Below are 20,891 nucleotides of genomic sequence, written 5' to 3' on the forward strand. Positions count from 1 at the left end.
AGGGACAATTAGGCGATGAATGCGGAATTAATAGCTGTTGGAACGGAAATGTTACTCGGGGAGATCGTTAACACAAATGGTGCGTATCTCGCCCGCGAGTTGAGCAGAATCGGGGTGGAGAGTTATTATCAGCAGGTTGTTGGGGATAATCCTGAACGCTTAGACGAAGCCATCAGTGTTGCTGAAGGCCGCAGTGACATGATTATTGTCATGGGCGGCTTAGGTCCGACCAAAGATGATTTAAGTAAGCAGGTCCTCGCCAAACACCTACAGCTAGATTTGGTCGTTGATGAGGCCCACCTTGAGAAGCTGCATGAACTTGCCCGGCGGCGGCAGCACGAACTAACACCGAATAACCTTGCGCAGGCACAGTTACCAGCTGGAGCAACTCCGCTGACTAATCACAATGGGCTTGCCGTGGGTGCGCTGCTTAAGCAGGGTGCGCACAGCTATGTACTTTTGCCTGGTCCACCGCGCGAATTCACGCTGATGGTTGACCGTGAACTGATTCCCCGTTTGGCGAAAGGACAGGACGAGTATTTGGTCAGTCGCACGCTCCGCTATTTCGGCTTGGGTGAGTCCGCACTGGTCACCGCAATCGGCGATATTATCGATCAGCAAACTAATCCCACCGTTGCCCCGTACATTAAGGACTACGAGGTGACGTTACGGCTGACCGCCCGCAGTGCGACCAAGGCGGCTGCAGCTGCAAGCCTTGACGAGCTCACGACCCGGATTCAAGCACGGATCGGCGAGTATTATTACGCAACTGGTGAGCAGGTGACGCTTGCGGAGACGGTGGTGCACGCGTTGGCCGCTCAGAACGCGACCGTGAGTGCTGCCGAGAGTTTAACTGCTGGTGCCTTCCAAGCCGCAATTGGCAGTGTTGCGGGCGCGTCCAAGGTTTTTGCTGGTGGTTTTGTTACCTATGCGGCAAGCGCTAAGGAGCAGCTGCTGGGGATTGACCCAGCCAGTATCGCCAAGTACGGTGTGGTCAGCGAAGAGACGGCTAAGAACATGGCTGCTGGTAGTCGGCGCATCATGAACAGCGACTACGGCCTTGGTTTCACCGGTGTGGCCGGTCCGGATGAGTTAGAGGGCAATCCAGCCGGAACGGTGTGGATCGGCATTAGCGGGCCACAAGGGACCTCTGCACGGGAGTTCCACTTGTCCGGCAAGCGGAATGAAGTTCGGGTGCGGGCAGTCAAAAGTGGGCTGATGATGCTGCTAAAACAGCTCGCGAAAACGAAGTAATTAGCTAGGAACATTTGTTCGATTTTTGCTTGCAATTAGAATCTGCAATCAGTATGATGGAACTAAGATCAAGTGAGTATAGGAGGCCAGCCAGTGGCTAAAGACGAACGTAAGGCAGCGCTAGATAACGCGCTGAAGAAGATTGAAAAGAATTTCGGTAAAGGTTCCATCATGCGGATGGGCGACAAGGTTGATACCCAGGTTTCAACGGTTTCAAGCGGTTCACTTGCCATCGATGAAGCACTCGGTGTTGGTGGTTTTCCCCGTGGCCGGATCATCGAAATCTACGGGCCTGAAAGTTCAGGTAAAACAACGCTCGCTTTGCACGCCGTTGCGCAGGTGCAAAAAGAGGGCGGCACCGCGGCCTACATTGATGCCGAAAACGCCATGGATCCTAAGTACGCAACTGCCTTAGGGGTCAACATTGACGACTTGCTACTTTCCCAGCCAGATACTGGTGAGCAGGGGCTTGAAATTGTTGACGCGCTGGTTTCCAGTGGTGCAGTTGACATCGTTGTTATCGACTCGGTTGCAGCCTTGGTACCACGGGCTGAAATTGATGGTGATATTGGGGATTCACACGTTGGTTTGCAGGCGCGGCTCATGTCCCAAGCCCTGCGGAAGTTGTCGGGGACCATTAACCGGACCAAGACCATCGCGATTTTCATTAACCAGATTCGTGAAAAAGTCGGGGTCATGTTTGGTAACCCTGAAACCACACCTGGTGGCCGGGCCCTGAAGTTCTACGCAACGATCCGCCTTGAAGTACGGCGTGCTGAACAAATCAAGGACGGCGGCGTGGTCATGGGTAACCGGACCAAGGTCAAGGTCGTTAAGAACAAGGTCGCACCGCCATTCCGGGTTGCTGAAGTTGATATCATGTACGGCCAGGGAATTTCCCAGACCGGTGAAATCATTGATATGGCCGTTGAAAAGGACATCATCGATAAGAGTGGTTCTTGGTACAGCTATAACGGCGATCGGATCGGTCAAGGCCGGGAAAACGTCAAGGCTTACCTCGCTGAGCACCAGGACTTCATGGACGAATTGCGGGCCAAGGTTCGGGTTGCTTACGGGATGGACGGCGATGCTTCTGATGCTGAGAAGAAGGCTGATGACAAAGCAGACAAGGCCGCCAAGAGCGCCGCTAAGGATGCTAAGGATGTGAAGACCACCGCAGTAGCGAAGGATACTCCGGCTGCTGCAGCTGAGCCTGAAGACCTGTTTGAAGGCAAATAAGTTTAGCTTTTCGAAAGCCGTTAGCGATAACGGCTTTTTTATTGCAAAAAAATTTTGGAGGCGCCATCAAGCGGGACAAACTTTTGTAAAGCTGTTCACAAAGGCATGGGTGCCTGATTCAGAACGTTTCTGTAAGCCCTTTAGTCATGGGCATGGCGCGCTTCTTGTTGACAGGGTGACACGCCACGTCTAAAATGAATGTTTGTAATAATCTACAAAAAATTAAAAAGCATCTGAGTGAACACTTACTTTTTTAGATGATGCGGAGGTGAAGACGTGACAGCAACACTGTTATCGATAATCCTCGCAGCCATCGCTTTAGTAATCGGATTGATCATTGGCTATGTAGCACGTAAACAGGTCCATGAAAACAAACTGAATCAGGCAACTGGCACCGCGGATGGGATTATCGAAACGGCCAAGAAGGAGGCTGCTTCCTTGAAAAAGGAGGCCCTCATTGAGGCCAAGGAGAAGGGTAACCAGTATCGCAGTCAAGTCGAAGATGAGCTGAACCAGAGACGGAGCGAAGTCTCAAAGTCAGAGCACCGACTTGAAACCCGCGAGGAAACTCTTGATCGGCGTGATGACACGCTTGATCGTAAAGAACAGAGCCTGACTGATCGGGACGCTGCCTTGGCGCAGCGGGAAGAGAACATCAAGACCCAAGAGGAAAAGCTCGAGCACAGCGCAGCTGATGCCCAAGCGGAACTCGAACGGGTTGCGGGTTTGACCCAGGATGATGCCAAAAACGAAATTCTTGATGAAACACGCGACCAGCTCACCCATGAGCGGGCAGTGATGATTCGGGATAGTCAGGCTGAAGCCAAAGAACACGCGGACAAGACGGCTAAACAGCTGGTCGCGGACGCAATTCAGCGTTCCGCCGCGGACGTTGTCGCTGAGACAACAGTTACGGTGGTCAACTTGCCTAGTGACGACATGAAGGGCCGGATTATTGGCCGTGAAGGTCGTAACATTCGTAGTCTTGAAACCCTGACCGGGATTGATATTATCATTGATGACACACCGGAAGCGGTTGTCCTCTCTGGATTTGACCCAATTCGGCGTGAAATTGCGCGGATGGCCTTGGAGACCTTGATTCAAGACGGCCGGATTCATCCGGCCCGCATTGAAGAGGCGGTCGACAAAGCGCGGAAGGAAATGGATGACCAGATCCGCGAGATTGGTGAAAAAGCCATTTTCGAGCTTGGCATTCACAACATGAGTCCAGATCTGATCAAGATCCTGGGCCGGTTGCACTTCCGGACTAGTTATGGTCAGAACGTTCTGGACCACTCGATTCAAGTTGCCAAGCTCACGGCTGTCATGGCTGCTGAGCTCGGCGAGGACATCACGATGGCCAAGCGGGCCGGATTGATGCATGATATCGGTAAAGCCCTCGATCACGAGGTCGACGGTTCTCACGTCGAAATCGGGACTGAGCTCGCCCGTAAGTACCATGAGCCAAAAGTTGTTATTAACACAATTGCGTCACACCACGGTGACGTGGAACCTGAAAGCATTATTGCCGTACTGGTTGCGGCTGCTGACGCGGTTTCCGCGGCCCGGCCGGGTGCGCGCAGCGAATCACTTGAGAATTATCTGCACCGTTTGGAGAAACTCGAGAGTATTGCCAATGGATTTAAGGGCGTGGATCACAGTTACGCTATTCAGGCGGGACGTGAGATCCGGGTCATTGTCAAACCAGACCAACTAAGTGATGACCAAGCGGTTATCGTTGCGCATGACATCAAGAGTCAAATTGAACGTGAGTTGGAGTACCCAGGCCACATTAAGGTGACCGTTATCCGGGAAACACGCACGGTTGAATACGCAAAATAAGCATGAATGACGGGAAGGATGTGACAGTAGTCGCATCCTTTTCATTTGGCGGCAGATATTGTTATAGTTGACTGAGCGGCGCATTTTAAGAAAACCTGATGATTCGCCGGTTCGGCCACCGAAAGTTGCAATAATTTTGCCACGCTCGGGGTCTGGGTAGTATGATTCTGTATAGAAACCTTTGAAAGTAGGGCGGCAGCATGCCATTATTTAAAATCGTCGTCAGTTTGGTTGTGACGATGTTCATATCAGCAGTTATCACCCCGTTCGTGCGGCGCTTGGCCTTTGTTCTCGGGGCAGTGGACAAGCCAAATGCGCGGCGGGTCAATACAAAGCCGATGCCAACGATGGGTGGACTGGCGATTTTTCTTGCGTTCACTTTCGCGACCTTCGTGCTTTTGCGCCCCCAATTTAACACGCACATGTTGTTTTCACTCTTTGGTGCTGAGGCCGTCGTCATCATCACGGGGATGATTGACGACATTAAGGAATTGACGCCGAAACAGAAAATGCTTGGCTTGATTATTGCCGCGCTCGTGGTGTACTTCCTGGCGGGTGTGCGCATGACAGAAGTTAACTTAGGCTTCATCCATTTTGAACTTGGGTGGCTGAGTCTACCGATCACCTTACTCTGGATCGTCGGGATCACCAATGCGGTCAACCTGATTGATGGTCTCGATGGGTTAGCGACCGGGGTATCGATAATTTCTCTGTCGACTATGGGTATCATTGGGTTCTTCTTCCTCACTACCGCGGAGGTGGGGACCCCGATTATGATTTTTACCTTGGTCGCCGCACTGATCGGCTTCTTGCCGCATAATTTTCACCCGGCCAAAATCTTTTTGGGGGATACAGGCTCACTGTTTATTGGCTTCATGCTCTCGGTTTTGTCGCTGCAAGGTTTGAAGAACGTGACCTTTATCAGCCTAATCATCCCGATCATCGCCCTGGGAGTTCCGATAACGGACACCTTATTTGCAATCATTCGGCGCTTGTTGAACCGGGTGCCCATCACTCAGGCGGACAAACATCATTTACACCACCGGTTAATGCAGATGGGGCTAACGCATCGGCAAACTGTACTGGTGATTTATGGGATTGAGCTGATTTTCTCAATGATTGCCTTGCTGTACCCGCTGAGCTCAGTTTTAGGAAACATTCTCCTGACGGTCGGGGTCGTATTCGGACTTGAACTCTTCGTCGAGCTGATCGGCCTGCTCGGGCCAAACCGGACACCAATGCTTTACTTGATCAAACACACGGTCCGCAAGCTCTCGCGCGAGGGTGAGTTGGTTCAAAATAAGACGGATGATAAACAGAGCAAACACTAAAAACGAACAAAATAATCGGCTCCGCTTAGTATTTTGCTAAGCGGGGCCGATTTTTGATTATTTTGTCTGAATTGGGACGGGGATCTCAGCGTTACGGGTGGCCCCGTTAGTAAAGCGGGCCCTGCCCTTTGTATAACTAGTGATCAGTTCCTGAGCGCGCGCAGTATCAGTCTCGTTCAGGAAAAGATGCATGCGAACCGCGGCGGTAAACTCGGCGCTCGTGACTGGCAGCTGTTCTTCCTTGAGCAGGTTGATCAGGGGGTCATAACTTGAGTAATCGGTATCCACGATCAGCTCGCGTTGATTTTCGATGCGCACGATGCCGGCATCGATAATTGCTGCTGTAACCGCACTGGTGTATGCCCGAATCAGTCCGGAAGCACCAAGCTTGATGCCCCCAAAATAACGGGTGGTCACGGCCACAACGTTGCTGAGATCATGGGCGGTCAGCCCACGTAAGGTTGGCGCCCCGGCGGTACCACTTGGTTCACCATCATCACTGGCTCGTTCCACCGATATTGGCCAGCCGACGCGTGCCGCCCAGACATTATGATTTGCCTTTCGGTTTGTGGCACGAACCTCGGCAACAAAGGCCTCAGCTGCGTCGTTGCTACTGACCCGTTGCAGTTGCGTAATAAAACGCGACTTTTTGATCTCGATTTCAGTTTGGGTGGGACGGGCAATGGTCAATTTCGTCAATTCTGCGGATTCTCCTTTTGAGGTGATGAAAATGGATGAAGTAGCCGCCGTGGCAGGTCAGCTTCTGAGTAGCAGTGAGGCTGAGTGGGCAGGGGTAACTGCTGATATTTTAGCACAGACACAGCAGGTGCCTGCAATCAGCAAAGTGAATGGCAAGTACATCTGCGCACGTTGTGGTGGTGTAGTGCCGACCAGTAGTCAGCGTTTACCAAGTGGGGTCGTTTACTGTGGTGCATGCATTGCTCTCGGCAGAATTAGCAGCGATATGATGTTGTGGCAGTTTCCGCAGCCGCACTATGCACCAGCGGCACTGCAAATGAGCTGGCATGGCCAGCTCACACCCCAGCAAGTTAGTGTTGCCGATGAACTAATTGCGACCTACCAGACTGGTGGTGAACGCTTGTTGTGGGCTGTTACGGGCGCCGGGAAGACCGAGATGCTCTTTCCACTGCTGGAACAAGCGCTCGCAGCGGGAACACGTGTGGCAATCGTCTCGCCGCGCATTGATGTGATTTTGGAGCTCGCCCCCCGGATTGCCGCGGCCTTTGCAGATGTACCCTTAGCGGTCCGCTACGGTGGCAGTGGGCCCCAAGCAGTCGGCCAGCTGTTACTGGCAACTGTGCACCAGCTGCTCCGCTTCAAGAAGACATTTGGATTGATTATTGTGGACGAGGTGGATGCGTTCCCTTATGCCGCAGATCCAGTGTTGGAACGGGCAGTGCGCAGTGCGAGTTGCGGTGCCCGGATTTTCTTAACCGCCACGCCGAGCGCTAGTCTACTTGCTCGCAGTAAACGTGGGCAGCTAGCAATCAGTTATCTACCCCGTCGTTTTCACGGCTTTCCCTTGCCGCTGCCGCAAGTGATTGTTGATGCCAGTGTTACGAAGCTGTCTGCGCGGGCGCGGGGAATTATTTCCCGGGTAATTAGGCAATGTGCGCGCACCCTTATTTTTGTTCCAGCGGTGGAGCAGCTCCGGCCCTTACAGCTAGCTTTGGCTAAGCTAAACATCACCGCAGAAACGGTCTACTCAGCTGAACCTTTGCGCAAGGAGCGGGTGCAGCGTTTGCGACAGGGTGAAGTCAACGTGCTGATAAGCACCACGATATTGGAGCGGGGAGTGACGTTTCCCAATTGCGGGGTAATCGTGTTGCAGGCGGACGCGCCTTTATTTGCAACGTCCGCGTTGGTGCAGATGGCCGGGCGTGCTGGCCGGGCTAAGGAGCATCCAGCTGATCCGGTGTACTTCTTGTGCCGTAATTATAATCTGGCGATTGCCGGGGCTCTGCGGCAAATCAAACAAATGAATCGGCGGCGGGCGTGATGCGCTGCCAGTTGTGCGGCCAACCGCTTCGCAGTAGTTGGTCGCTGCCAGAGCTACTGAATCTGCGGCCCCTGCAACCGGCGGCTTTATGCCAGCAGTGCAATGCTACTTTGCAAAAAATTGATCAAACAAATATCTGTGCTGATTGTGGGCGGAGCGGTGGACCCAGCCCTTGCCGTGACTGTCAACGCTGGCGGAAAATGGGGGAGGAAGTTCTGAACCACCGCGCGATTTATGAGTATAACGCCGCGATGAAGGATTTAATTGAGCGTTACAAGGGCATTGGTGATTATAACTTGCGACACTGTTTCATCAAAGACGTGACTAGTTTCGCTGACTTGCATTGCACTTTTGTTCCGCTATGTAGTGAACCCAAACACTTGCAGCGAAGGGGCTTTGATCCGGTGCTCGGGATATTTGCGACGTTGGATCTCCAGCAGTGGCTGCAAAAGGCGGATACTGCGCTGCCCCAGGCCAAGAAGAACCGGTTGTCACGAATGCTCACCCCGCAAAGCTTTTCATGTGTTTGCTCGCCAGTGCACATGGCTAAGGCACAGCGGGTTTGTCTATTAGATGACCTGTACACCACGGGCCGGACTTTCCACCATGCCGCTGCTGCTCTGCGTAAGGCGGGCTATCAGGGTGAGATAATTTCACGCTCATTAATCCGCTAACAAAGTTTTGTGAAAACGTTTGTAAAGCTGGCGGCGACTCTGTATAATTAAGTCAAGGAAGCAGAGATGTTTCCTGGCACCTGCCACCACAAATGGTGGCCGAAAGGGGAGAAGTATTATGCTTACTTACAACGTTCGTGGTGAGAACATCGAAGTCACCGAGGCTATCCGCAATTATGTTGAGAAACGGATCAGCAAACTTAACAAGTACTTTACAGACGCCACCCAGGCGATTGCACATGTTAACTTGAAAGTTTACTCCAACAAGGATGCTAAGGTCGAAGTAACCATTCCAATGCCATACATTACTTTACGTGCTGAGGAAACCAGCCCTGATTTGTACGCATCAATCGATTTGGTGACTGACAAGCTGGAACGGCAGATTCGGAAGTTCAAGACCAAGATCAATCGCAAGTCCCGTGAGAAGGGCTTCCCAGTATTGTCTGACGACGTTCCAAATGCAAACGGTGAGGACGAAGCGGACAACTCTAGCACCGATTTGAAGGTCGTGCGGACGAAGCGTGTATCACTTAAGCCAATGGATTCACAGGAAGCTGTTTTGCAGATGGACATGTTGGGCCACAACTTCTTCATTTTTGAAGATGCAGAGACCAATGGCACCAGCATCGTTTACAAGCGGCGTGATGGTCGCTATGGCTTGATTGAAACTGACGAATAAAGTCTTTATAATTAAAAATAGTGAGGGCCGACAGCTTGCCGGTCCTTTTTGAGTTGTGTGGCACACCACCAACTTTGCTAAATTTTGTCGCGTGCGGTTAAATATTAAGTAACTGTCATCTAATTGTCGCTTCAGAATGTTTTCAGGAAAAGCAATCAATGTTACAATCAGACAGATACTGTGTGCACGCTGCATGCGAGGAAGGATTCACGACATGGCAAACTTGTTACGTAAATGGGTTGAAAGTGACGATCGCGAAGTACGTCGTCTCGGCAAAATTGCCGATAAAGTCCAATCATATGAAGATGAATACGCGGCTCTTTCTGATGAAGAGTTGCAGGCTAAAACACCAGCATTTAAAGAACGATTAGCAAACGGTGAAACACTTGATGACATTCTCCCGGAGGCCTTTGCGGTTGCCCGGGAAGGTGCTAAGCGGGTGCTTGGCTTGTTCCCATTCCGGGTCCAAATTATTGGTGGGATTACGCTCCACGAAGGTAATATTGCCGAAATGAAGACCGGTGAAGGGAAGACCTTGACCTGCACGATGCCTGTGTACCTTAACGCCCTGAGCGGTAAAGGTGTGCATGTTGTTACCGTCAACGAATACTTAAGTCAACGTGATGCTACCGAAATGGGTGAACTGTACAACTGGCTTGGTTTGTCAGTTGGCTTGAACGCCTCCTCAATGAGTAGTGATGAGAAGCGTGCGGCTTACAACTGCGACATTACTTACTCAACCAACAGTGAACTCGGGTTTGACTACCTGCGGGATAACATGGTTGTGTACAAGGAACAAATGGTTCAGCGACCACTGAACTTCGCCGTAGTTGATGAAGTTGACTCCATCCTGATCGATGAGGCCCGGACCCCACTGATTATTTCTGGTGGTGCGCAGCAGTCAACCGGGCTTTACATCCGGACCGACCGTTTTGTGAAGACTCTTTCTGAGGACATCGATTACAAGATCGACTGGCCAACCAAGACCGCTTCCTTGACCGATAGCGGGATCGAAAAGGCCACCAAGTACTTCGGCCTCAAGAACCTGTACGATACCGAAAACACCGCTCTGACCCACCACTTGGACCAGGCACTACGGGCGAACTACATCATGCTGAAGGATATCGACTACATGGTGCAAGACGGTGAGGTCCTCATCGTTGACCAGTTTACTGGGCGCGCAATGGAAGGCCGGCGTTACTCCGATGGTCTGCACCAGGCAATCGAAGCTAAGGAAGGCGTCGAGATTCAGGATGAAAGTCAGACCATGGCTAACATCACCTACCAAAACTTCTTCCGGATGTACGAGAAGCTGTCCGGGATGACCGGGACCGCGAAGACGGAGCAGGATGAATTCCGCGAAATCTACAACATGCAGGTTATCTCCATTCCTACTAACCGGCCGGTTATCCGGATCGACGAACCCGATGTTTTGTACCCAACGTTAGACAGCAAGTTTAATGCGCTGGCAGAGGATATCGAGCGCCGGCACCGTCGCGGTCAGCCCGTACTGGTCGGCACCGTTGCCATCGAATCTAGTGAGCGGATCAGTAACTTACTTGATCAGCGCGGGATTCCGCACTCAGTCCTGAACGCTAAGAACCACTTCAAGGAAGCGGAAATCGTTATGAACGCGGGCCAGCGCGGTGCCGTTACCATCGCGACCAACATGGCCGGTCGTGGTACCGACATTAAGCTGGGACCTGGCGTTAAAGAGGCTGGTGGGTTGGCTGTTCTTGGTACTGAACGGCATGAATCCCGGCGGATCGATAACCAACTGCGGGGCCGTTCTGGCCGGCAGGGGGACCCGGGTCTGACCCAGTTCTACCTGTCTCTCGAAGATGATTTGATGCGGCGGTTTGGCTCTGACCGGATCAAGCAGGTTCTGCAGAGTTTGAAGGTTGCGGATGATGATCAAGTGATCAAGTCACACATGGTCAGCCGCCAGGTTGAATCTGCGCAAAAGCGGGTTGAAGGTAACAACTACGATACCCGAAAGCAGACCCTGCAGTATGATGACGTGATGCGTGAACAGCGTGAAGTCATTTACAAGCAGCGCCAGCAGGTTATCAACGAAACCGAAACCCTGAAGCCAGTGCTGATGGCAATGTTGTCCCGTACCATCGACCGGGTTGTGGACAACCACACCCAGGGCGCACAGTCTGATTGGAATCTTGAAGCCATTCAGGATTATGTTTACGCCAACATGGTTGGTGAAGACAAGTTTAAGCTCAGCGACATTCAGGGCAAGAGTGTTGACGAAATCAAGCAGGTCCTGATGAAGCTCGTTAACGACAACTACGATGCCAAGGCAAAGCAACTTAACGATGACCAGCAGATGCTGGAATTTGAGAAGGTTGTCATCCTGCGGGTCGTTGACTCACTATGGACCGACCACATTGACGCTATGGACCAGTTGCGGCAGTCAATTGGGCTACGTGGGTACGGCCAGATGAACCCACTTGTTGAGTACCAAGAAGAGGGTTACCGGATGTTCGAAGAGATGATTGCCACCATCGATGAGAATACAACGCGGCTGTTCATGAAGGCCGAGATTCGGCAAAACATTCGCCGTTAATTTAACTAAACTTAGACGGGTGCAATGCGGACCACAATTATCGTCTAAGCGTGGTTGATCCGTGGACGATTAAGGAGGAGGGACGCAGGTCTCGCCTCCTTTTGTGTAAATAAACATTTACTTGCGGCCGAGAAGCGTCACCGTTTCGTGAGCTTGTCGCACCGGAATTGTAATGTTGCCTCGGTAGAATGTAACGGACAGAAACGATTTAAAAATTAAAGATAGGAAGATCACAATGGAATTAAGCGCAATTCGCTCAACTTTGGGCGAAATCAGTAACAAAATAAAGCAGTTTAGGGGGTCGCTTTGACCTCGATGGCTTAAACGAACAGATTGCCATCAACGAGGCCAAAATGGCTGCACCAGACTTTTGGAACGATAACGTGCGCGCCCAGGAGTTAATTGACGCCACCAACGAGCTGAAGGAAAAGCACGACTCGTTTTACTCCCTTCAAGAAGCATACGAGAATCTTGAAGTTTCTTTGGAACTGCTCCAGGATGCTCCGGACGCAGATCTGCAGACGGAGACGGAAGCCGGACTCAAGAAGCTCCAGGCGCGGATGCAAAAGTACGAGCTCAACCTGTTGCTGTCTGAGCAGTACGACGCCAACAACGCCATCCTCGAAATTCATCCTGGTGCTGGTGGTACCGAAGCTCAGGACTGGGGCAGCATGCTCTTACGCATGTATCAGCGCTGGGCGGACCAGCACAAGTTTACGGTTGAGCTTGCTGATTACCTCGCCGGGGATGAGGCCGGTCTGAAGAGTGTCACCCTGATTATTAAGGGCAAGAACGCGTACGGCTTGTTGCGGAGTGAGCGCGGCGTGCACCGGCTTGTCCGGATTTCACCTTTTGATGCGGCGGGACGGCGGCACACCAGCTTTGCCTCCGTTGACGTGATGCCCGAACTGGACGACTCGATCAACATCGACCTGTCGTGGGACGACATCAAGATGGAAGTGTTCCGTAGTAGTGGGGCTGGTGGTCAGCACATTAACAAGACTAGTTCTGCCGTGCGGCTCATTCACATTCCAACCGGAATCGTGACCTCCAGTCAGGCCGAACGCTCGCAGTTTCAGAACAAGGCGACCGCTCTGGCCATGCTGAAGGCCAAGCTGTACCAGCGGGAACAGGAAGCCCAGGCGGCGAAGAAAGCCGAAATCAAGGGCGACCAGATGGACAATGGCTTTGGTTCCCAAATCCGTTCTTACGTCTTCCACCCTTACACGATGGTCAAGGATCACCGCAGCAATTACGAAACTGGTAACGGGCAGGCCGTAATGGACGGTGATCTTGACCCCTTCATCTACGCGTACCTGCAGTGGCAGTTGGCACAGAAGAATCCGGACTAGCGAAAGGAGTTTGCCATGATTAGCATGGAGAACGTTAGTAAGCAGTATGAAAATGGTGTGACCGGAATTGCGGACGTCAACCTGACCATTAAGCAGGGCGAGTTCGTGTACGTAGTCGGTCCGAGCGGTGCTGGTAAATCGACATTCATCAAAATGCTTTACCACCAGCTGACCCCGACGACCGGTGACATTAAGTTTAACGATTACGATTACGCCACCATGAAAAACAAGGATATCCCGTACTTGCGCCGGGAAATGGGGGTCGTCTTTCAAGACTTCAAGCTTCTGCCCCGGCTGACAGTTTTCGAAAATGTGGCTTATGCCATGCAAGTTGTTGAGAAAGAGGACGCGGAGATTCACGACCGGGTGCTTGAAGTCCTTAAGGAAGTGGGTTTGGAACACAAGATTCGCCGCTTCCCGAGCGAATTATCCGGTGGTGAGCAGCAGCGGGTGGCGATTGCCCGGGCAATTGCCAACAAGCCGAGTGTGCTGATTGCCGATGAACCGACGGGGAACCTTGATCCAGACACCAGTGATGGCATCATGGACATTTTGGAGGCCGTTAACCGCCAGAATACAACGATTATCATGGCAACCCATAACCGCGATGTTGTGGATAGCCGGCCGCACCGTGTTCTTGAGGTTGCCAGTGGCCAGTTTGTTCGCGATGAAGAGGAAGGGAGCTACGGAGTTGAAGACTAGCGTAATGAAACGCCACTTGAGTGATAGTTTCAAAAGTCTCCGCCGGAATGGCTGGATGACCGTGGCGGCCGTTTCTGCCGTGACCGTGACCCTGCTTTTGGTAGGGATCGTTCTCGCGATGATTTTCAATGTGAACCGGGTTTCACAGCAGGTTGAAAATGATGTCCAGGTGCGGGTAGCGGTCAACCGAAACGTTAGCCAGGCAAAAAAAGACACTCTGCAGAAGCAGCTCAAGTCCTTGCCAGACGTGACGCAGGTAAAGTACCGTTCCCGCTCGCAGGAACTCAACGGAATCATTAGTGGTTATGGTAAGCAGTGGCAGATGTTCCGCGGCGACGATAATCCTCTCAACGATGTGTTCCTCGTTAAAACTAGTAGTGCGCACGCCACGATGAGTGTTGCTAAACACGCCGAGAAACTGGCGAATGTCAGTGAGGCGAGCTACGGTGGCAAAACTGCGCGGAAGCTGTTTCGCTACGTGAACACACTTCGCAACTGGGGTCTCGCTTTCACAATCATGCTGCTACTCGTGGCGGTCTTCCTGATCAGCAACACGATTCGGATCACTATCCTTTCGCGGAGTGCCGAAATCGGCGTTATGCGCCTGGTGGGGGCGACTAATTGGTATATTCGTTGGCCATTCCTCCTAGAAGGGGCGTGGACCGGGTTACTTGGCGCGGTCGTGCCCGTGGTGGTCGTTGATTTGGGTTACAATTTCGTCTACCACAGTATGAACATGGCGCAAGTGGGTAACGGCTATTCCTTGTATCCACAGCTGCCATTCCTGTTCTGGATGGACGTGCTCTTGGCCGGAATCGGCGTTGTGATCGGTGCGGTCGGTGCGGTTGTTTCCATGCGCCGCTTCCTCAAGGTCTAGAAAATTTAGATAGTTTGGCTTAGGGGTCACTCGTTCGCGAGTGGCTCCTTTTGTAAATGTCTTGTACAGATTGCCGTCAGGGGCGGCCTGATCAAACTATCTGGCTGGATTGCATGATATACTAGTGAGAGAAATGAGGTGGCGTCTTCTTGACAGTTAGCAGCTTGCTTGCGTTATTGTTTGTAGTTGTTTCAGTACTGGGATTAGTGGTCAGTTGGCTTGCTGCTAGCCAGCGAGTGCGGCGTGAACGGCGGGATTTTCGCCTTGCCGCGCAGAGCGCACTCGTTGAAGTACCACGGTACCTGCTATTGGGATTGGTACCCGCTTTGGTGCTCGGCCCACTGTTGATCATTCTGGGTTTACGCGTCAGCACGGCCTTCGTGCTGGCTTTCGCAGTTGTCACGGCGGTCAACGTCTTGTTGCCAGCATATTCACCATTATTAATCAGTATCGTGCCCCTATTCAGTGTTTTGCTACAGGAACGGTGGGGGCGCAGCTTGGGACTGGTAAGCAGCAAGGACGCCGCAGCAACGGCAATCATGCTGGTCGGCTTGCTCTGTGCCCTCAATGCTCTGGCCTGCTTGTTTACGCCTTATCATAATTCGCCCCGGTTGCGACGGCGCCACGGCAGGAAGTGGGCTGCGTTCAGCGTGCGGCAGTTATTGCTGTTTCCGCTACTGGTCCCGATTCCAGGGCAGCTGTTTGCGGCGTTGCCGTTCAGCCATGTGCTGGGAATCACGGGCGGCTGGAGTTTAGCCCTGCTGCCGGTAGTCCTTGGTTTTGGTTTCACGAACCGGGGCGGCTACAGTCGGCACACTCAACATCGGCGCGCATGGATCGAGGGTGTGACTGGCTTGCTGATTGCAGCGACAGGTTGCAGCATGGTGCTCAGCGGCATGAGTAGTACGCTGGTTTTGCTGGTAGTTGCGGTCCTAGGACTCTTGGCTTACGGATTGGAATTATTTGTCAGTCGCGGTCGCTATTCAATCGGTGTGGCCGCAGGTGGGGTCCGTGTGGTTGCGGTCCTGGACGGGACGCCAGCGGCCCGGATGCATTTGCACCGCGGCGACACGGTATTACAGTGCAACGGGCAGGATGTTCCGACCGCTGCTGCATTATACGCGGCGACTCAAGAGCTGGGGACTTTTTGTCGCTTGCGGGTCCAAAATCGGGACGGCGAATTACGCTTAGCCGAAACGGCGATTTTTGCCGGTAGTCCGCACATGTTAGGAATTATTACTTTTGCAGAGGAAGAGCAATGAAAAAAGTTCTGGTTGTTGATGACGAACCGTCAATCGTCACCTTACTTAAGTACAATTTGGAAGCTGAGCATTACCAGGTTACGACAGCTGCGGATGGTAATTCAGCGTATAACGAGGCTTTACGGCACAAGTTCGATTTTATTATTTTGGACCTCATGCTCCCCGGGATGGACGGACTGGAGGTCACCAAGCGCCTGCGCCGGGCTGACATCGCGACCCCCATAATCATGCTGACGGCTAAAGACAGCGAGACTGACAAAATCGTCGGCTTGGAGCTTGGTGCCGATGATTACGTGACGAAGCCATTTTCACCGCGTGAGATCATTGCTAGATTAAAGGCGATTGAACGCCGCGTCGATGATACTCGCTATCGCAAGGCCGCCGTGGTTAATATTGGACAGCTGCATATTGATACAGGTAGTCACCGCATTTTGATGGGTAAGGAGCGGCTGATGCTCACCCCCAAGGAATACGAACTACTCGTTTACTTAGCGGAACACGCGGGGCAGATTCTCAGTCGGGAACGGCTTTTGGACCGTGTTTGGGGATATGACTATGCGGGGCAAACCCGGATGGTGGACGTACAAATCAGTCACCTGCGCGAGAAAATCGAAAAAGATCCGAAGAACCCGGATTATATTCAGACTGTTCGGGGGTTTGGATACGAACTGGAGGAGCCGACCGATGCATAAACATGAGCGTCGTAGCGTTTGGGAATTGAGCCTGCTAGCAATAGTGGGCTTTTTTGCCATTTTGGCCATCGCGGTGGTTGGGTTACGGGTGCACCAACGTGAAGCCCTCCGCAATACTGCCAGTATTGTGCGGAGTGACACCCGGCCCCCAGCGTGGACCCACATGCACGTTGTGGACATGAAGGGCCACAGCTTGCGGGCCCGTGATTTGCGGACCCACACAATCAATGGTCAGATTCCGGAGGCGGGTGCCTTCGACACGATTCATCCGCATGGTGTCCCAGAATTGGTCTACTACATGAACGTTGACGGGCGCTTGTACGCCCTCACGCAGCGACGCCAGACGGTCTGGAACGTTGCACCGCACCTGATGTTGCTTTTAATTATCGTGTACTGGGGCTTATACGTATTACTAATGTTGTTGTGGCGGGTTCGGAGCAAGCACTTACGAGCTGAAATTCAGAGCATCGCCCGCAATTTTCAGCAAATTCGGCGCAATGAACCAACGCAGCAGTTGTTGTTAACGCCCCATTCACGTCTGTACCCAATCGCCCAGGCGGCCCAGGATTTGGCGCAGCAATTAACTACAACGCGGCAAGATGCGCAGATGCGACGTGCGCGTTTTGACCGCCTGATGCAGAATTTACCTCAAGGGGTAATGCTGATCGATGACGCACGTAACGTGCAAATCACGAACGCAGCAATGGCGCAGATGCTCGGGAAGAGCATTCAGCCCGTTGTGCACCCATATGTTGATGATATTAAAGATTATCACCTGACCAAGATGGTTGAAAAGGCACTGCTTAAGGGCAAAGTGCAGCGGCGGGAATTGGACCTTAGTGAAACTGAACGGTCAGTTGAAGCCAGCGTGGTGCCGATTGGCGTAGGCAACAACCGTAGTCAGGTTCTGATCATCCTTTATGATTTAACATATTTGCGGAGTGTTGAAAGAATGCAGACGGACTTTGTTGCCAATGTCAGCCACGAACTTAAGACCCCAATCACCGCAATCAGCGGCTTTGCGGAGACATTGCTCGGTGGAGCCAAGGATGACCCGGCTGTTCTGACGCAGTTTCTGCAAATTATTGCCAAAGAGGCGGCGCGGCTGACGCAACTGGTTAACGACATTATCACCTTGCAGCGTGGGGGGACGGATCGGCATTTGGAAACCATTAGCGTTCGCCAAGCGGTTGAACAGGCACTTCAGAACGTTGCGGGCACTATCAAGAAGCGGCAGCTTCACGTAGAGACTATCGTGCCGCGGGAATTACACGTGCGGGTCGACGCACCCCGGCTGACACAGGTTCTGCATAATCTAATCGACAACGCCGTCTTTTATAACCGCGATGGTGGTGCAATTACCGTTAGCACTTTGCGAGAAGAAAATCAGTTGGCTATTATCGTCCGCGATACCGGAATCGGGATCCCCGCGGCCGAGCAGGCGCGGATTTTTGAACGATTCTACCGGGTCGATAAGGCGCGCAGTCGCAATAACGGTGGTACCGGCTTAGGACTGGCGATTGTTGCCGATGCGGTCAATGATTTGAACGGTAAAATTCAGCTGACTAGTCAGCCTGGCCGCGGCAGTACCTTCACCGTAACGATTCCGGTCGCATTTACAGAACCTTTACAATAATTGGGCCGCGCCGTTACACAGTGCTGGTATTCTGAAAATGTATTGAAAACGGAGGTGGGCATAAATGGCGAAACGGAAAATGGTTCTGGGTGTACTGACCATGGTGGTGCTAGCGCTGGGATTAGGGGCGTGCAAGCGCAACGATGGGCAGTCAATTACGATTGTTGGTAGTTCCGCTTTGCAACCCTTAGTTGAAGCTGCGGGTGAGCAGTACAGCAATGATAACTTAGGTGTGTTCATCAATGTACAAGGCGGCGGTTCCGGTACCGGTCTTTCCCAGATTCAAGAGGGCGCCGTTGGAATTGGCACTTCCGATCTATTTGCGAGCGAAAAAACAGGCATTAAGGCCAGCAAGCTTGTCGATCACCGGGTTGCGGTTGTTGGCGTGACCCCGGTTGTGAACAAAAAAGTCAACGTCAAGAACCTGAGCATCAGCCAGTTACGGCAGATTTTCACCGGTGAAATAACTAATTGGCGCCAGGTCGGGGGCAAAAATTTGCCCATCGTAATCGTCAACCGGGCGCAGGGTTCCGGGACCCGGGCAACTTTTGAACGCTGGGTTATGGCTGGACAGCCAGCGATTGCTGCGCAGGAACAGGATTCCACGGGGATGGTTCGCCAAATCGTTGCCAGCACTCCGGGAGCGATTTCCTACATGGCGTTTTCCTACGTTGATAAGAGCATCAAGCCACTGGCCGTTGATCACGTTGCCCCGACCGCCGCTAATGTGCACACTAACCGCTGGAAGATTTGGGCCTACGAGCACATGTACACGCACGGTCCGGCTCGCGGTTTGAACAAGCGGTTTATTGATTATGTTTTAAGCAACAACATTCAGAATACCCTGGTCAAACAAATGGGCTACATTCCGGTTAGAGACATGCGTGTCGAACGGGACGTTAACGGTAAGGTCACCGCAGTGAGGGGGAACGAATAATGCAAAATCAAAATGATGATATTCGTGCCGCCCTATTGCGGAAGTCTCGGTCTAGTAAGCTGGAACGGCGCGGGAAATTTATCTCGTGGCTGTGCATTGCCATTATTGTGGTTGTCGTGTTTGCTATCTTTGGCTTCGTTGCTTACCGCGGCCTGTCCACCTTTTTTGGCACCAAGGTGACCCTCTGGAATTTCCTGAGCAAAACTGCTTGGGCGCCTGGGACCACAGATGCGTCTGGGGTGCCGAAGGTTGGAGCGCTGCCCATGATTGTCGGTAGTTTCGGTGTTACACTGCTGTCGGCCCTCCTAGCGACCCCGTTTGCGATTGGGGCGGCTATCTTCATGACCGAAATCTCGCCGCGTTGGGGTGGCAAAATTCTCCAGCCAGTCATTGACTTGCTGGTGGGGATTCCGTCAGTTGTCTACGGGTTCATCGGCTTGAGCGTGGTGGTGCCACTGATTAGACATGTGTTCGGTGGCACCGGGTTCGGGATCCTCGCCGGGACCTTCGTGCTCTTCGTCATGATTTTACCCACAGTGACCTCAATGACTGTTTCTGCATTGCGGGCCGTGCCACGGAACTACCGGCAAGCATCACTGGCCCTTGGCGCAACGCGCTGGCAGACCATCTACAAGGTAGTCCTGCGGGCGGCGACACCTGGCATTTTGACCGGAATCGTTTTCGGAATGGCGCGGGCGTTTGGTGAGGCGCTGGCAGTGCAAATGGTGATTGGGAACGCGGCGCTGTTGCCGCAGAACCTGATCAGTCCGGCCAGCACCCTGACCTCCGTTTTGACGAGTGGAATTGGGAACACGGTCATGGGCAGTCTTGAAAACAACGCGCTGTGGTCACTGGCGCTGTTGCTGCTACTCATGTCCTTAGCGTTTAACTTGATTACACGCTGGATCGGTAAGCGAGGTGCAATGAAATGACAGCTAAACGTGCTGATAAAATCGCGACGATTATTTTGGATGTCATCGCGGGCGTCATCGTCCTCATCTTGGCCAGTCTTCTTGGTTACATTCTGGTGCGTGGCTTGCCTGAAGTTTCCTGGCATTTCTTGACCAGTCCGTCTAAGGCCTTCAGTTCAGGTGGGGGAATCGGAATCCAGCTTTTCAACTCCTTTTACTTGCTGTTATTGTCGATGCTCATTTCGCTACCGCTAGCGATGGGGGCGGGGATTTACCTTGCGGAGTACTCAAAACCTTCCTTTGCGACCGATTTTGTCCGGACCGCAATTGAAATTCTCAGTAGCCTTCCGTCTGTAGTTGTGGGTTTGTTTGGTTTCTTGGTCTTCGTACTGCAGTTTCAAATCGGCTTCTCCATTCTGAGTGGGGCTTTGACCCTAACCGTTTTCAACTTACCACTGCTCACCCGGAACATTGAAGACGCCCTTCGCCAGGTTGATTTTGCCCAGCGGGAAGCAGGGCTAGCGCTTGGTTTGTCGCGTTGGGAAACCGTTCTGCGCATCGTTATACCGGAGGCGCTGCCGGGGATCATTTCCGGGGTTGTTCTTAGCGCCGGCCGGGTGTTTGGCGAAGCTGCGGCCTTGATTTACACCGCCGGACAGAGTGCGCCAGCACTGAATTTTGCTGACTGGAACCCCGCCTCAATTTCTAGTCCCTTGAGTCCAATGCGTCCGGCCGAAACGCTCGCCGTGCACATCTGGAAAATTAATTCTGAGGGGATTCAGCCCGATGCTTCTGCAGTTTCTGCTGGTGCCAGTGCGGTGCTGATTCTGGCCGTGTTGCTGTTTAACTTTGCGGCCCGGTTCTTGGGTAACAAATTGCACAAAAAGATAACTGCTGGATAGGAG

The 20,891-nt window shown here is 52.5% G+C and carries 18 protein-coding genes; 17 read left to right on the top strand and 1 reads right to left on the bottom strand.

The window, feature by feature from the left end; genetic code table 11:
* Positions 1–15 precede the first annotated feature (15 nt).
* The 4 genes from GN107_RS00285 (at position 16) to GN107_RS00300 (ending at position 5,666) form a co-directional block, all read left to right on the top strand.
* On the top strand, positions 16–1,254 hold the full coding sequence (locus GN107_RS00285; protein ID WP_155286221.1) for a competence/damage-inducible protein A: 1,239 nt from the start codon (positions 16–18) through the stop codon (positions 1,252–1,254).
* A 93-nt stretch (positions 1,255–1,347) separates the two neighbouring features.
* The gene (gene recA, locus GN107_RS00290; RefSeq protein ID WP_155286220.1) at positions 1,348–2,493 is read left to right on the top strand and encodes a recombinase RecA; all 1,146 of its coding nucleotides are present in this window, start codon (positions 1,348–1,350) and stop codon (positions 2,491–2,493) included.
* Positions 2,494–2,769: 276 nt separating this feature from the next.
* Positions 2,770–4,335 (top strand): ribonuclease Y, encoded by a 1,566-nt coding sequence (gene rny, locus GN107_RS00295; RefSeq protein ID WP_155286219.1) that lies wholly within the window; start codon positions 2,770–2,772, stop codon positions 4,333–4,335.
* Between the two features lie 200 nt (positions 4,336–4,535).
* Positions 4,536–5,666 (top strand): glycosyltransferase family 4 protein, encoded by a 1,131-nt coding sequence (locus GN107_RS00300; RefSeq protein ID WP_155286218.1) that lies wholly within the window; start codon positions 4,536–4,538, stop codon positions 5,664–5,666.
* 57 nt (positions 5,667–5,723) lie between these two features.
* Here GN107_RS00300 and GN107_RS00305 read toward each other — a convergent pair whose 3' ends face one another.
* On the bottom strand, positions 5,724–6,365 hold the full coding sequence (locus GN107_RS00305; protein ID WP_196246217.1) for a YigZ family protein: 642 nt from the start codon (positions 6,363–6,365) through the stop codon (positions 5,724–5,726).
* A 31-nt stretch (positions 6,366–6,396) separates the two neighbouring features.
* Between GN107_RS00305 and GN107_RS00310 the strand changes: the two genes are divergently transcribed.
* From GN107_RS00310 to pstA, 13 genes are all read left to right on the top strand, one after another.
* Positions 6,397–7,686, top strand: coding sequence for a helicase-related protein (locus GN107_RS00310; protein ID WP_196246216.1), 1,290 nt, complete (start codon positions 6,397–6,399; stop codon positions 7,684–7,686).
* A 200-nt stretch (positions 7,687–7,886) separates the two neighbouring features.
* A complete protein-coding gene (locus tag GN107_RS00315) occupies positions 7,887–8,360 on the top strand; it encodes a ComF family protein (RefSeq protein ID WP_155286215.1) in 474 nt (157 codons plus the stop codon).
* A 118-nt stretch (positions 8,361–8,478) separates the two neighbouring features.
* Positions 8,479–9,039 (top strand): ribosome hibernation-promoting factor, HPF/YfiA family, encoded by a 561-nt coding sequence (hpf, locus tag GN107_RS00320; protein WP_155286214.1) that lies wholly within the window; start codon positions 8,479–8,481, stop codon positions 9,037–9,039.
* A gap of 214 nt (positions 9,040–9,253) precedes the next feature.
* Complete coding sequence (gene secA / locus GN107_RS00325; RefSeq protein ID WP_155286213.1) at positions 9,254–11,617, top strand: preprotein translocase subunit SecA; 2,364 nt, start codon at positions 9,254–9,256, stop codon at positions 11,615–11,617.
* Between the two features lie 235 nt (positions 11,618–11,852).
* Positions 11,853–12,969, top strand: a protein-coding gene (gene prfB, locus GN107_RS00330) for a peptide chain release factor 2 (RefSeq protein WP_155286212.1) whose coding sequence is annotated in 2 segments (ribosomal slippage) — positions 11,853–11,924 and positions 11,926–12,969 — 1,116 coding nt in all. Because the reading frame shifts where the segments join, the coding sequence is not laid out codon by codon here.
* Between the two features lie 15 nt (positions 12,970–12,984).
* Positions 12,985–13,671 (top strand): cell division ATP-binding protein FtsE, encoded by a 687-nt coding sequence (ftsE, locus tag GN107_RS00335; protein ID WP_155286211.1) that lies wholly within the window; start codon positions 12,985–12,987, stop codon positions 13,669–13,671.
* Complete coding sequence (ftsX, locus tag GN107_RS00340; RefSeq protein WP_155286210.1) at positions 13,661–14,548, top strand: permease-like cell division protein FtsX; 888 nt, start codon at positions 13,661–13,663, stop codon at positions 14,546–14,548. Before ftsE ends, ftsX begins: the two co-directional genes overlap by 11 nt.
* A gap of 149 nt (positions 14,549–14,697) precedes the next feature.
* Positions 14,698–15,810 (top strand): PDZ domain-containing protein, encoded by a 1,113-nt coding sequence (locus tag GN107_RS00345; RefSeq protein ID WP_155286209.1) that lies wholly within the window; start codon positions 14,698–14,700, stop codon positions 15,808–15,810.
* Entirely contained in the window at positions 15,807–16,502 is a 696-nt protein-coding gene (locus tag GN107_RS00350) for a response regulator (RefSeq protein WP_155286208.1), read from the top strand. The genes GN107_RS00345 and GN107_RS00350 overlap by 4 nt, the downstream gene beginning before the upstream one ends.
* Positions 16,495–18,138, top strand: coding sequence for a two-component system histidine kinase PnpS (pnpS, locus tag GN107_RS00355; RefSeq protein ID WP_155286207.1), 1,644 nt, complete (start codon positions 16,495–16,497; stop codon positions 18,136–18,138). The genes GN107_RS00350 and pnpS overlap by 8 nt, the downstream gene beginning before the upstream one ends.
* Positions 18,139–18,202: 64 nt before the next feature.
* Entirely contained in the window at positions 18,203–19,075 is an 873-nt protein-coding gene (locus GN107_RS00360) for a phosphate ABC transporter substrate-binding protein PstS family protein (RefSeq protein ID WP_155286206.1), read from the top strand.
* Positions 19,075–20,007, top strand: coding sequence for a phosphate ABC transporter permease subunit PstC (gene pstC / locus GN107_RS00365; protein ID WP_155286205.1), 933 nt, complete (start codon positions 19,075–19,077; stop codon positions 20,005–20,007). Before GN107_RS00360 ends, pstC begins: the two co-directional genes overlap by 1 nt.
* The gene (gene pstA / locus GN107_RS00370; protein ID WP_155286204.1) at positions 20,004–20,888 is read left to right on the top strand and encodes a phosphate ABC transporter permease PstA; all 885 of its coding nucleotides are present in this window, start codon (positions 20,004–20,006) and stop codon (positions 20,886–20,888) included. Before pstC ends, pstA begins: the two co-directional genes overlap by 4 nt.
* Positions 20,889–20,891: the final 3 nt, after the last annotated feature.

Source organism: Lacticaseibacillus zhaodongensis (genome assembly GCF_009687905.1).
Classification (GTDB): Bacteria; Bacillota; Bacilli; order Lactobacillales; family Lactobacillaceae; genus Lacticaseibacillus; species Lacticaseibacillus zhaodongensis.

Coding starts and splice junctions, on each gene's coding strand:
- pstC (WP_155286205.1), top strand. CDS start 19,075: ATGCAAAATCAAAATGATGATATTCGTGCCGCCCTATTGCGGAAGTCT.
- GN107_RS00360 (WP_155286206.1), top strand. CDS start 18,203: ATGGCGAAACGGAAAATGGTTCTGGGTGTACTGACCATGGTGGTGCTA.
- GN107_RS00350 (WP_155286208.1), top strand. CDS start 15,807: ATGAAAAAAGTTCTGGTTGTTGATGACGAACCGTCAATCGTCACCTTA.
- pnpS (WP_155286207.1), top strand. CDS start 16,495: ATGCATAAACATGAGCGTCGTAGCGTTTGGGAATTGAGCCTGCTAGCA.
- hpf (WP_155286214.1), top strand. CDS start 8,479: ATGCTTACTTACAACGTTCGTGGTGAGAACATCGAAGTCACCGAGGCT.
- secA (WP_155286213.1), top strand. CDS start 9,254: ATGGCAAACTTGTTACGTAAATGGGTTGAAAGTGACGATCGCGAAGTA.
- GN107_RS00300 (WP_155286218.1), top strand. CDS start 4,536: ATGCCATTATTTAAAATCGTCGTCAGTTTGGTTGTGACGATGTTCATA.
- pstA (WP_155286204.1), top strand. CDS start 20,004: ATGACAGCTAAACGTGCTGATAAAATCGCGACGATTATTTTGGATGTC.
- GN107_RS00315 (WP_155286215.1), top strand. CDS start 7,887: ATGGGGGAGGAAGTTCTGAACCACCGCGCGATTTATGAGTATAACGCC.
- GN107_RS00285 (WP_155286221.1), top strand. CDS start 16: ATGAATGCGGAATTAATAGCTGTTGGAACGGAAATGTTACTCGGGGAG.
- ftsE (WP_155286211.1), top strand. CDS start 12,985: ATGATTAGCATGGAGAACGTTAGTAAGCAGTATGAAAATGGTGTGACC.
- GN107_RS00310 (WP_196246216.1), top strand. CDS start 6,397: ATGGATGAAGTAGCCGCCGTGGCAGGTCAGCTTCTGAGTAGCAGTGAG.